At 32.7% G+C, this 12,662-nt stretch carries 11 protein-coding genes and 1 CRISPR repeat array; of the genes, 2 read left to right on the top strand and 9 right to left on the bottom strand.

Annotated elements, in window-relative coordinates; genetic code table 11:
* Positions 1 to 74 precede the first annotated feature (74 nt).
* Positions 75 to 1,322, bottom strand: a complete 1,248-nt coding sequence (locus tag ACI313_RS04640) for a diaminopimelate decarboxylase (protein ID WP_320608605.1) — start codon at positions 1,320 to 1,322, stop codon at positions 75 to 77.
* 93 nt (positions 1,323 to 1,415) lie between these two features.
* Here ACI313_RS04640 and ACI313_RS04635 point away from each other — a divergent pair, with 93 nt between their 5' ends.
* Positions 1,416 to 2,630, top strand: coding sequence for a pyridoxal phosphate-dependent aminotransferase (locus tag ACI313_RS04635; RefSeq protein WP_439755405.1), 1,215 nt, complete (start codon positions 1,416 to 1,418; stop codon positions 2,628 to 2,630).
* 27 nt (positions 2,631 to 2,657) lie between these two features.
* Complete coding sequence (locus ACI313_RS04630; RefSeq protein ID WP_320608603.1) at positions 2,658 to 3,029, top strand: RidA family protein; 372 nt, start codon at positions 2,658 to 2,660, stop codon at positions 3,027 to 3,029.
* A gap of 81 nt (positions 3,030 to 3,110) precedes the next feature.
* Here the strand turns inward: ACI313_RS04630 and ACI313_RS04625 are convergent, their stop codons facing one another.
* From ACI313_RS04625 to ACI313_RS04590, 8 genes are all read right to left on the bottom strand, one after another.
* Positions 3,111 to 4,001 carry an ROK family protein gene (locus ACI313_RS04625; protein ID WP_320608602.1) on the bottom strand — a complete coding sequence of 297 codons (891 nt, stop codon included), beginning with the start codon at positions 3,999 to 4,001 and terminating at the stop codon, positions 3,111 to 3,113.
* 43 nt (positions 4,002 to 4,044) lie between these two features.
* Complete coding sequence (locus tag ACI313_RS04620) at positions 4,045 to 4,914, bottom strand: ketose-bisphosphate aldolase (protein WP_320608601.1); 870 nt, start codon at positions 4,912 to 4,914, stop codon at positions 4,045 to 4,047.
* Positions 4,915 to 4,933: 19 nt separating this feature from the next.
* Positions 4,934 to 5,785, bottom strand: coding sequence for a class II fructose-bisphosphate aldolase (locus ACI313_RS04615; protein ID WP_320608600.1), 852 nt, complete (start codon positions 5,783 to 5,785; stop codon positions 4,934 to 4,936).
* Between the two features lie 21 nt (positions 5,786 to 5,806).
* A complete protein-coding gene (locus ACI313_RS04610; protein WP_320608599.1) occupies positions 5,807 to 6,898 on the bottom strand; it encodes a PTS fructose transporter subunit IIC in 1,092 nt (363 codons plus the stop codon).
* Between the two features lie 19 nt (positions 6,899 to 6,917).
* Positions 6,918 to 7,229: a PTS fructose transporter subunit IIB gene (locus tag ACI313_RS04605; protein WP_439755404.1), complete on the bottom strand. Its 312-nt coding sequence runs from the start codon at positions 7,227 to 7,229 to the stop codon at positions 6,918 to 6,920.
* A 349-nt stretch (positions 7,230 to 7,578) separates the two neighbouring features.
* Positions 7,579 to 8,028: a PTS sugar transporter subunit IIA gene (locus ACI313_RS04600; protein WP_320608597.1), complete on the bottom strand. Its 450-nt coding sequence runs from the start codon at positions 8,026 to 8,028 to the stop codon at positions 7,579 to 7,581.
* A 20-nt stretch (positions 8,029 to 8,048) separates the two neighbouring features.
* Positions 8,049 to 10,013 carry a BglG family transcription antiterminator gene (locus tag ACI313_RS04595; protein ID WP_439755403.1) on the bottom strand — a complete coding sequence of 655 codons (1,965 nt, stop codon included), beginning with the start codon at positions 10,011 to 10,013 and terminating at the stop codon, positions 8,049 to 8,051.
* A gap of 211 nt (positions 10,014 to 10,224) precedes the next feature.
* A complete protein-coding gene (locus tag ACI313_RS04590; RefSeq protein WP_439755402.1) occupies positions 10,225 to 10,758 on the bottom strand; it encodes a nitroreductase family protein in 534 nt (177 codons plus the stop codon).
* A gap of 27 nt (positions 10,759 to 10,785) precedes the next feature.
* Positions 10,786 to 12,662: direct repeats of the CRISPR family, unit length 36 nt; unit sequence GTTCAAATAATAACAATTAACGCAGTCCTCAAGAAC.

The following is a 12,662-nucleotide window of genomic DNA, read 5'->3' as shown; positions in this document are numbered from 1 at the left end:
TACCTGAAAACAGGTACTCATAAAAGTAACCTATTATTACACTGGGAGGTTTATAAAACCAGTCTTATTTACTTTTAATCCCAAAAACCTTCTAGTGTTCTAAAATAGTCTTCTGGTGTTTCAGCACGACGAATCATTTTCGTTGTACCATCTTCTCTTAATAAAATCTCACTACTACGTAAACGTCCATTGTAGTTATATCCCATTGAAAAACCGTGAGCCCCTGTATCATGGATTACTAATAAATCACCAATATCAATTTTTGGCAACATACGATCAATCGCAAATTTATCAGAGTTTTCACATAAAGAACCCGTTACATCGTATTTATGATCACATGGCTCGTTTTCTTTTCCCATAACTGTAATATGATGATATGCTCCATAAATAGCTGGTCTCATTAAGTTAGCTGCACAAGCATCAACTCCAATATATTCTTTATGAGTGTGTTTTTCATGAATCACTCTTGTCACAAGACAACCATTAGGAGCTAACATAAAACGTCCTAATTCAGTAAAAATTTTCACTTTATCGAGTCCTGCCGGAACTAAGATTTCATCATAAGCTTTATGAACGCCTTCCCCGATTTTAAAAATATCATTTGGTTCTTTATCTGGTGTATAAGGAATACCTACTCCACCTGATAAGTTAATAAAAGAAATTTCAATTCCTGTTTCTTCTTTAATTTCAACCACAAGTTTAAATAAAATACGAGCTAATTCAGGATAATATTCATTGGAAACAGTATTAGATGCTAAGAACGCATGAATTCCAAATTTCTTAGCTCCTAAATCTCTTAAACGAACATAGGCTTCTTTAATTTGACTAGGTGTCATTCCATATTTGGCATCGCCAGGGTTATCCATAATATCGGTTCCTAATTCAAATGTTCCCCCTGGATTAAAGCGACAACAAATGGTTTCAGGAATTCCTGCTTCTTTTTCTAAAAAGTCAATGTGCGTAATGTCATCTAAATTAATAATGGCTCCTAATTCCTTGGCTTTTTTAAATTCATTTGCTGGAGTATCATTGCTTGAAAACATAATTTCATCCCCTACAATGCCACATCTTTCTGACATCATTAATTCAGTAAGAGACGAACAATCCGTTCCACATCCTTCTTCGTGTAAAATTTTAAGAATAGTTGGATTCGGAGTTGCCTTTACCGCAAAATATTCTTTAAATCCCTCATTCCAAGAAAAAGCTGCATATAAATCACGCGCTGTTTTACGAATTCCAACTTCATCGTATAAATGAAATGGGGTTGGATATTGTTCACAAATTTGTTCTAATTGATTCTTTGTCACGAATGTTTTCTTCATAGTTAGGTATCCTTCCAATTTCCTTAAGTATAATCAATCATTAACGGATTGTCTAGTTTTTAAAATTTGATAAAATGAAGTCGAGGTGAATATATGAGTAAGTTCAACAAACAATTTAAAGACATCCAAGGAGGTCTATCCACAGAAGTCACAAAAGCCGATGTTGGTGAAGGAACTGGTAATTTTGTGAAAAATGGTGGCGATAATATGGCCTGGGCCGATATGTTTTTTCCCGATCCATCGATTCCTGAATCGGTAAAGAAAGCCACAATAGAAGCCATTGAAACTGGCTTTCCTTCGCATTACACAATGCCTATTGGACAATTGGAATTAAGAGAAGAAATTGCCAAACATGTATCAAAGAAAATCAATCGTGACATTGATCCAAGTCGTAATGTTGTCATAACGCCTGGATCCGATGCTGGTTTTATTTTTTCTTTAATGCCTTTTTTAGATAACGATGATGAAGTATTGATACCTGATCCTTGTTATCCAAGCAATTATATGAACTGCAAATTGTTAGGCGCAAAGGCTATTTCCGTTCCAACGTATCCTGAAGATAATTATCAAATTCGCATCGAAGAAATGGAAAAAAGAGTAACTGATAAAACAAAAATGGTCATTTTAACGCATCCAAATAATCCTACAACAACTGTATATCGAAAAGACAATTTAATCACATTATCTGAATTCATCATTAAACATGATTTAATTTTAGTTTGTGACCAAGCTTTTGAAGACCATATTTTTGATGGTATTGAATTCATTTCTCCTTGTACATTACCAGGAATGTGGGAAAGAACCGTTACCATTTGTTCCATGTCAAAAGGATATGGTTTAAGTGGATATCGCATTGCCTATATCTATACAAACGAAGAATTTATGGATAAATATTATGGAGCTTGTGTAAATGTAGTCGGAGCTCCTTGTACGGCTAGCAGTGCCGGTGCAATTGCCGCTTTACAAGATGAAACCATTCTTCCAGAATACTATACACGCCTAGAAAGACGAAGAACAATTGCCTATGATATTTTATCGACAATTCCTGGTGTAAAAATGAATAAATCAGAAAGTGGTATTTTATCTTGGTTGGATGTAAGTGCTTTAGGAAACTCTGATGAAGTGGTTCAATATATTAAAGAACATGCCAATGTATTAGTAAACGATGGTGCGGCTTACGGTGAAATGGGAAAAGGCCATATTCGTATTGTCACAGCTTGTTTTGCCAAAGATGAAGATTGTATTGTTCGTTTAAACCGTATAAAAAAAGCTCTTACACAGCTTGCATATGAAAAAGGAATTCATTAAACTATAAACAGAAAAGAGGTATATACAATGAAAGTAATCACTACAAACAATGCCCCTGCTGCCATTGGACCTTATTCTCAAGCCATTGTCACAGGAAATCTAGTATATGGATCTGGTCAAATTCCAGTAAACCCAGCTACTGGTGAAATCCCAGAAGGAATTGAAGCACAAGCACATCAATCATGTAAAAACGTTAAAGCTTTAATGGAGGCTGCAGGAACTGGTTTAGAAAACGTTGTCAAAACAACTTGTTTCTTAGCTGATATTGCCGACTTTGCGAAATTCAACGAAGTATATGCTCAATACTTTGTTTCCAATCCAGCAAGAAGTTGTTGTGCTGTTAAAGATTTACCTAAAGGTGTTCTTTGCGAAATCGAAGCCATTGCTGAAGTTAAATAATTGATAAAAGGTTGCATCAAGGTGCAATCTTTTTATTTGAAAGAAAAACCAATTATCAAGTCGACAATTGGTTATATAAATTTATTTAGTAAACACTAGGCAAGCAGCTCCTAATAAACCACTATCTTCATTTAAATTAGATTTCACAACTTTAACTAATGGCTTGACAACATCATAAACTTTTTCTTTCACTAAGTTTTCCACATCTTGTACAAAACCATCAATTTTTAAAGCCACTGAACCTCCTAAAATCACAATTTCAGGATCAATATACGCTTGAATACCTGCAATATAGTTTGCCAAATAAAGCTTAGCATCCCTCATAATTTCTATAGCCTGTTGATTACCAGCTTTAGCCAAATCATTTACTTGTCCAGCATGTTCTACTTTTAGACCTGCCTTCTCAGCTCTTTTTTCAATGGCCGTTCCACTACAAATAGCTTCAATACCACCTGGCAATATACTTCCATGACTAGGTCCATCTTGGATTAATATCGTATTTGCGACTTCATTGGCAAATCCATGTGCCCCTTGAAAAATCTTCTTATTAATTACCAATCCTGCTCCTAATCCTGTTGAAACAGTTAAATATTGAACGATATTATAATCTTTTCCTTGTCCAATAACCGCTTCAGCTAATGCTGCTAAGTTTGCATCATTTTCTAAATATACTGGCATTTTAATCAAATTTTCTAATTCTTTAGCCACATAAAAATTATGCCATTTTCCATGTAAATTGGGAGTATCCAAAATCTTACCATTAACTAAGTCTAAAGGACCTGGACAAGACATTCCCACTCCTTGAATTGGATTATCCCATTCGATAATAAAATCAGCTATCTTATTTAATGTTTCCATTGGTTCTTCTACATTCGTACGAAATTGAACTCTTTCCAAAATCGTATAGTTTTCATTTACTAGTGCAACACGTGTATTAGTTCCACCAATATCAATTGCAACTGCATATTTCATAAATATAACTCCTTTCAAAAAATAAGAGAAACTTACGTCTCTCTTATTCGTAATAATATTTAACTTTATCTTGTGAATTAAATAAGCGAATCTTTTCAGCACATACTTTACCACAAGCTTCCATTGCAGCTGGATAAATTTCTAATGGCTCACGATATCCTGGATTTTCATTTAATGTTTTACGAGCTTGTTCATAGAACGCAACTTTAATATCACTTGAAATATTGATTTTACAAATTCCATTTTTTACAGCCTCTGCAATTTCTTCATCTTTATTTGATGATCCACCATGTAATACTAATGGAACAGAAACTTCTTTAGTAATTTCATTTAAGATATCGATACGTAATTTAGGTTTCATTCCTTTAGGATAGATTCCATGAGCTGTACCAATTGCACATGCAAATGTATCAATTCCAGTATCTTCAATGAATTGTTTTGCTTCTGCTGGAACTGTGTAAATTACACCTTCTGTACCACCTTCAATTGAGTTACCAGTTGTACCAATTGTTCCTAATTCTGATTCAACTGAAACGTTTGCCATGTGAGCTGTTTCTACAACTTTTTTTGTAATAGCCACATTTTCTTCATAAGGAAGTTTTGAAGCATCAATCATAACAGATGTCATACCGGCTTGAATGGCACGAACAACTGTTTCATATTTATCACCATGATCTAAGTGAATACAAACAGGAACATCTGTATGTGTTGCTTCATAAATCATAGCCTGAATTTGAGCATTCCCAACGAAATCAAATTCATCAGGACTCATTTCTAAAATCACTGGTGATTTTAATTCTTTTACTGTTTTCATAACAACTTTTAAAAGTTGATCCGATCCAATATTAAATGCTGGAACCGCAAAGTGATGTTTTTGCGCAACCGCAAGTAAATCTTTCATATTCATTAACATAGTATTTTCCCTCCTTGAATTATAAAGATTTTCCTTCTGAGCCAGATAAACGAATGTAATGTTTAACAATTTCCTGGCTTTCTTTTTCTACTTGATTCATCATGACCCAATAATTAATATTTGGATCTTTTTCTAAATGTTTTTTTATTGCTTCGGTATTGGCATTCATAAAATCACATCCTACATTAATTTTATTAATACCATACTTAACTGAATTAATAATATTTTCGTCTCCTGAACCAGATCCACCATGTAATACTAATGGCATTTGCGTTAATTTTTTAATTTCTTTTAATCGTTCAAAATCAAATTCAGGTACATATCCTGGCTCATAGTTTCCATGACTTGATCCATAAGAAATTGCTAAGGCATCGATGCCTGTTTCTTTCGCAAAGCGTAAAGCTTGTTGAGGATCTGTTTTCATTTGTTCACTTGTCAATTTGCCTTCTGTACCACCCATACAACCAATTTCTCCTTCAACTGAAGCATCAAATTGTTGTGCGAATTCAACAATTTCACGTGTCATTTTGATATTTCCTTCAAGATCATATCTTGAAGCATCTACCATTACACTTGAATACCCATCGTGTAATGCTTTTTTAATCAATGGTACTTCTTGTCCATGATCAAAATTTAATGCAACTTCAACACTGGCTCTTTGTGCTAATTTTTTTACAATGGGTGCGATTAACTCACTATCGCAGTGATTAACCATGTGTTCTTGGACAATGTTGATAATAATAGGAGCTCGAAGCGACTGCGCTGCTTCAATGCAAGCGCGAGTCGTTTCAATATTAAAGCAATTAATTGCCATAATCGCATAATTCCCTTTATTTGCTCTATCCAACATTCCTTTCATTGATACATACATATATGATACTTCCTCTCAATTTTATTCAAATGAAATTCCTGATAAGTCAACTTCTTCTTCAACTTCTTCTTGAATTCCTTCAGCTTGTTCTTCTGTTAAAGGTTTTTTAATTAATACTAAGATTAAAGCTGTAACAATACTTCCAACCGCTAATGCGATAACAGCTGCAAGTGGTTTAGTCATAGCTGGGATAACGAATACTCCACCTGATGGAACATTTGATCCAACTCCTAATGTAAAGCTGATTGCTCCACACACACCACATCCAATTGAAGTTGCACAAACTGTACGTAATAAATCATTCATGGCAATTGGAATTACACCTTCTGAAATCATGCAAAGACCCATTGGGAAAGCAACTTTAATGTTTTCAACTTCTTGGTTTGTGAAGATACGTTTTTTAACTACTTTTGAAATTACCCATGCAAGTGTGACACCTAGAGGAGGTACCATTGCTGCTAAAACTTTAATTGCTTCTGGTTCAATAATTCCTTCAAGTAATAATCCATCACAAATTAAGTTAGGAACTTTACTAATTGCACCACCATAATCAATACATCCAATGAATCCAATAATGAAACCGTATAATGATTTTTGAGATTGGTCTAATCCAGTAATGAAATTATTTAATCCATTTGTCATAGCTGTAATTGGTCCACCTAATACAAAGTACATTAACAATCCACCAATAATTGCTGTTAATGTTGGAATAATCATCATTGGCATTAATGCTTCAGCCCATTTTGGAACTTTTAAATGATCACGAATAGCTTTAGCAATATAACCTGCAACGAAACCACCAATCATTCCTCCTAGGAATCCAGCTCCTAAGAATGAAGCAATTTGTCCCATTAAGAACCCAGGGGCAATACCTGGACGATCCGCAATACTATATGCGATATATCCTGCAATAAATGATGGTAATAATCCCATTCCTAATACACCTAATGAAGTAAATGCACTAGGTACTGTCATTTGGCTTAAATCTGTAACAACTTCTCCTCCCATTAAGTTACCAATCGCAATCAATAATCCTGATGCAACGACAAGTGGTAACATATATGAAATGGCAGTTAATAAATGTTTTTTAATGTCTGCAAATATTTTCTTCATATCATTATTCTCCTTAATTTTATTTGTTTAATTCAGACTCAATTTTTTGTAATAATTGTTTTGGCGCTTTAGTCACTAAACTAGTTCCAACTTTAACTGTTTTTTTGCCTTTGAAACGTTCTGTTCCAGTAATTTGAATATCTACTGCTAAGATTACTACATCTGCTTCTTGGATTTGTTCTGGTGTTAATTCATCTTCTGTTCCTATTGTTCCTTGTGTTTCTACATAAATTTCATGACCAAGAGCTTCAGCAGCGCGGATCAATTTTTCCTTAGCAATGTATGTATGAGCAATACCTGATGTACAAGCAGCTACAGCAACGATTTTCATATTTATTTCCTCCTTTCCTCTTTCTTTAACTGTCTTTATTTTACAGTTTAAATATCCATTGTGCGTATTCATTAAGGGCTTTTTAATACGGTAATTTATTCCCTTTTGAAAAAAATGACCGAACTTTAATAAGGTATTATTTTTCCTGGAATCAATAATTTACCGGATTAAATACGGAATTTTTTACTTTAATAATTTAATCTTGGCCCAGTATTTTCATCGCTTATTACATTAGAAGTATCTATTTTACTAATGAACTTCATGTTCTTAATCTTCATATCATTTAGAATCTATGCTATCTATCACACTTCATTTCAAATACAAAAAAAACATGCTGGCTCAAGCATGTTTAATTAAATACATTTTTAATGTCTTCAGTTGTTGAAGCAGCAAGTAACTTTTCTATATTTTCATCATTTCCAAGTTTCCCGGCAATTTGTGCTAATAACTTCATATGATTTCTAGCATACTCATGATCATTACTAACCGCAAATAAGAAAATCAATTTAACTCCTTGTCCATCTAATGTTTCCCATTCAATTTCAGAATTTAATTTTCCAATCGCAATTCCAACTTGTGTAACAGAATCACTTTTTCCATGTGGAATTGCAACAAAGTTACCAATCCCTGTTACACCTTCCGATTCACGTAAATAAATATCTTTCACAAACTCTTCAACATCATCGATATAATTGGCTTCTTTTAACAAATTTGATAAATGGCGAATTGCCTCATCTTTGTTTCTAGAATCCATATTTAAATCCATGATTCTCTCATCCAATACATCCTTCAAATCCATATTTTTTCCTCCTTTTGTGATTATTGAATTAAAAATTTATACAAATCAATATTTGTTTTCATTGATTTGATTTTTTCAATGTTTTCCTCTTTTTCAATAATGGAAATGTATTCTTTATAAAATAATTGAATGCGCTTGATTTCATCTGGACTGACCATCTTAAATCCTAGTAAGAAAACCATATCAACTTCTTCATCATTCCAAGGAATTGGTTTCTTTAAAACAGCAATAGATACTTTAGATTCAATTACTTCACTTTGTGCTCCGTGTGTAACACTTATATTATTTCCAATACATGTTGTAGTCGCATTTTCACGTTCCATGACTGTATCGATAAAATGTTTTGTTACATATCCATGATCTACCATCGATTGTGCCATAAAGCGCAAAACTTCTTCACGAGTATTAAATTCCTGTTCAACAAACAATAAGTCTAAATCCAATAATGGATAACACTCAGGCGAAAAGAATCTTTCTTTTGTTTGCTTGTTATAAAATAATGAAGTCATCTTTTCTCTTAAACTCACAATTCCACTTTCACTCAACAAGTTCGGAATAACAATAATACGAGGATCTTTTATATCCAGTTGTGTAGTAGCTACAACAATGTCTCCTTCAGAATCGCCATATAATTTAAAATCATGTGTACTCATGATTTTAATTGATTCTATTTCACGAATTGATTTATTTATTCTTTCTGAAATTAATTGTGCCTGTGCACGATTTGAATCCACTATTAACACTACTTTAAAATGTTTATGCATTCTTTCAATTGCTGATTGGATATATAAAACAATATATCCAACCTCATCTTCGGTAAGTTGTAAACCATAATATTCCTCAAACAAAATACTAATTGACATTGTCGCTCTAAATACATTTTTATATTCTGTTTTAATAAAGTTAGATAAAGAATTTGTATGAGAAAATCCATGACGAATACGAAAAATGGTTGGACGAAGATGAATAATCAAGCTTTCCTTTAATTTTTCATCTTTGCTTAAGTCAACATCTAAAATACTTCCTACAATTCGTAATGACATATCTACAAAATCAATTAATCGATTATCGTATTTAGAAACTTGTTCAACCATTTCATCGACAGCTGAAATACCAATAAATTTAGAACACATCATCTGCGTAGCCAAAAAGAAAACTTCTTCATTAGAAAATAGAATATGAAATTTATCTTGTAACTTTTTAAATATCGCAACAGTAAAAGGATATTCATTATATTTTTGCAAGATCATAATTTCGTTTTCATCTTTTACTACCGGTGATTGAATATCTTTTCTCTGATAAGCTATGCAACAATAGATAAAAATTTCATAAAACGATTCATCAGTAAAGCGATAATTCCATTCATTTTCTGTTTCTATGATTGCTTTTTGAATTAGTTTAGTATCGATGTTATAGAAAAAATAATCTATATTTGATTTGATTTTTTCCACATTAAAATCCTTCATCAAGAAATTCTTCATCGCAATTCGATATTCATTTTCATTACAATCCAGGCGGTACCCTTTGTTTTTCTCATTCACAATCGAAACATTATAATTTAATAACCACTTTTCGCATTCACGAATGACTTTTAAAATAGTAGGTGAACTTAAGTATAATTCATTCGCTAACTTTTGTGTTGTAACTGTTTCCCATGGGCGAAGCTTAAAAAATATCTTTAATACTTCATCCATACGATTACTGTCTTCATCTCTATTAAATGTGGCATTTTTATTAATCAAAATCGCCTGAATTCTTTCTTTTTGTTCATCATTGCATTCTAACCAAATTCCAACTCTTGGTTTCTTTTGAATGATTCCCATATCATTTTCTTTTAAAAATTCATTGATTTCATAAATCTTATTACGAATTGATTTTTCTGACATACCTACTGCCTCAGCAAGCTGGCTAGTAGACACTACTTCTTTATTCATTAAATAGTTCAGAATTTCAATTTTGTAATACTCTTTCTTTGCCTCTTTCACGATCCACCTCATCTATTTACACTAAAAAAATATCATATTTATGGCCTTTCAAAACAAAAATAAAGGCTTCTTTAATGTGGTAAAAAAATGACTTTCATTAAATAATTACCACATTAAATGTGTAACTTTTTCAATTATACTTTATTTAAATAGAATTTAATAACCAAATATTGTTCTATACAGAAAAGCTCTGATTCAAATTAAAAACAATTCAAATCAGAGCATCTTGATTTAATAAATTTTTTTTATACTTTTCATAATGAATCTTTGATTCATCCCATTTATTTTTTACAACCGCTTTTTGATCACTATAACCAAAGGCAATCATCCATAAAGGGAAAATTCCTTTTGGTAATTTCATAATTTCATTTACTTTTAAATATCTCTCTTCCCTAGGATAAACTCCCAACCAACAAGAACCAATTGATAAGGCATTAGCTTCAATCAACATATTCTCTGTAGCCGCTGCACAATCTTGTTGACAGTAATCTAAAGAAGGATTGATGTTTGTATCTGCACACACAATCATTCCCATTGATGCATCTTTTAAAAAGGAAGCATATGGACTTACCGTACTTAATTTTTCCAATGTTTCTTTATTTTGAATCACAATAAACTGCCAAGGACGAAGATCACGTGCACTTGGTGCACTAAAAGCAGCTTTTAATATCTTTTGAATTTCATCATCTTTTAATGGTTCATCCTTAAACTTACGAATACTACAACGATTAAATATATAATCCATAAAATCCTCCCATATTATAAATAAAAAGTTCAAATAATAACAATTAATGCAGTCCTCAAGAACATTTGGCATTGGCAACAATGCACACAACGCGTTCAAATAATAACAATTAACGCAGTCCTCAAGAACCGAATTATCAGCAGGAACCGATTGACGTTGTTCAAATAATAACAATTAACGCAGTCCTCAAGAACTGAAAGTATTAATGACTTTCTTTTTGACTAGTTCAAATAATAACAATTAACGCAGTCCTCAAGAACATGGAAAAAGTGCTTTATTGAACGATATAAGTTCAAATAATAACAATTAACGCAGTCCTCAAGAACTGAGAAAGTGTGCATGGCTAAGAGAAACATGTTCAAATAATAACAATTAACGCAGTCCTCAAGAACTACCATAAAAATTAAGGTATCAACAAAAGGTTCAAATAATAACAATTAACGCAGTCCTCAAGAACAGAGAATTATATAATTCTTTTAAAATAACGTTCAAATAATAACAATTAACGCAGTCCTCAAGAACACATATCCTTTATATGGATAATTAAATCCAGTTCAAATAATAACAATTAACGCAGTCCTCAAGAACAGCTAGTGCCATCATGCGATGGTTCACAAAGTTCAAATAATAACAATTAACGCAGTCCTCAAGAACGGAATAGTAATATTACATTACCAGAAGGAGTTCAAATAATAACAATTAACGCAGTCCTCAAGAACCAAAAGGTGACACAATGATTGACAAGCTGGTTCAAATAATAACAATTAACGCAGTCCTCAAGAACTTCCTCCATTCCATATTGGCGCATAATCGGGTTCAAATAATAACAATTAACGCAGTCCTCAAGAACTCTAACCTAAATTCCTGTATTTCACGTATTGTTCAAATAATAACAATTAACGCAGTCCTCAAGAACATGCACAAAAAACAAAGATAAATGCTTTAAGTTCAAATAATAACAATTAACGCAGTCCTCAAGAACAGCTAGTGCCATCATGCGATGGTTCACAAAGTTCAAATAATAACAATTAACGCAGTCCTCAAGAACGGTTGGTTATATGACAGAAATCACAAGTGGGTTCAAATAATAACAATTAACGCAGTCCTCAAGAACGAAGTGATGAATACAAAAAAGACGGGTTAAGTTCAAATAATAACAATTAACGCAGTCCTCAAGAACTTGCAGGTGTCGATTTATCCGCAACAACTGGTTCAAATAATAACAATTAACGCAGTCCTCAAGAACCGCTTTCCATAGGATTTGAAATTGCATCTGTTCAAATAATAACAATTAACGCAGTCCTCAAGAACTGTGGAACTGTTACTGTTCCACTTCCGGAAGTTCAAATAATAACAATTAACGCAGTCCTCAAGAACATAATAAATTCATAATCAATATTGTAAACTGTTCAAATAATAACAATTAACGCAGTCCTCAAGAACCGTCTTTCGCGCTTGTTAAGTTCTTCTTCTGTTCAAATAATAACAATTAACGCAGTCCTCAAGAACTTTTCTTTCCTTTCACATTCTGCAAGTGCTGTTCAAATAATAACAATTAACGCAGTCCTCAAGAACCCGCATGATCAAGAAGGAAACCACCAATTGGTTCAAATAATAACAATTAACGCAGTCCTCAAGAACGGAAATGTTTGATGAAATCAAAGAAGCTATGTTCAAATAATAACAATTAACGCAGTCCTCAAGAACAATGGCATATGCGGGTGAGATGTCGAGCGAGTTCAAATAATAACAATTAACGCAGTCCTCAAGAACCAAGGAAGTAGTGAAGAAACACAACTACTTGTTCAAATAATAACAATTAACGCAGTCCTCAAGAACTGAACCAGTTGGAACTGTTTCTTCAAGACGTTCAAATAATAACAATTAACGCAGTCCTCAAGAAC

It is taken from the genome of Floccifex sp. (assembly GCF_051873495.1).
GTDB lineage: Bacteria > Bacillota_I > Bacilli_A > Erysipelotrichales > Erysipelotrichaceae > Floccifex.
This window is presented reverse-complemented; position numbering and strand designations above follow the sequence as displayed.

Coding starts and splice junctions, on each gene's coding strand:
- ACI313_RS04630 (WP_320608603.1), top strand. CDS start 2,658: ATGAAAGTAATCACTACAAACAATGCCCCTGCTGCCATTGGACCTTAT.
- ACI313_RS04620 (WP_320608601.1), bottom strand. CDS start 4,914: ATGTTAATGAATATGAAAGATTTACTTGCGGTTGCGCAAAAACATCAC.
- ACI313_RS04640 (WP_320608605.1), bottom strand. CDS start 1,322: ATGAAGAAAACATTCGTGACAAAGAATCAATTAGAACAAATTTGTGAA.
- ACI313_RS04600 (WP_320608597.1), bottom strand. CDS start 8,028: ATGGATTTGAAGGATGTATTGGATGAGAGAATCATGGATTTAAATATG.
- ACI313_RS04615 (WP_320608600.1), bottom strand. CDS start 5,785: ATGTATGTATCAATGAAAGGAATGTTGGATAGAGCAAATAAAGGGAAT.
- ACI313_RS04635 (WP_439755405.1), top strand. CDS start 1,416: ATGAGTAAGTTCAACAAACAATTTAAAGACATCCAAGGAGGTCTATCC.
- ACI313_RS04605 (WP_439755404.1), bottom strand. CDS start 7,229: ATGAAAATCGTTGCTGTAGCTGCTTGTACATCAGGTATTGCTCATACA.
- ACI313_RS04625 (WP_320608602.1), bottom strand. CDS start 4,001: ATGAAATATGCAGTTGCAATTGATATTGGTGGAACTAATACACGTGTT.
- ACI313_RS04610 (WP_320608599.1), bottom strand. CDS start 6,898: ATGAAGAAAATATTTGCAGACATTAAAAAACATTTATTAACTGCCATT.
- ACI313_RS04590 (WP_439755402.1), bottom strand. CDS start 10,758: ATGGATTATATATTTAATCGTTGTAGTATTCGTAAGTTTAAGGATGAA.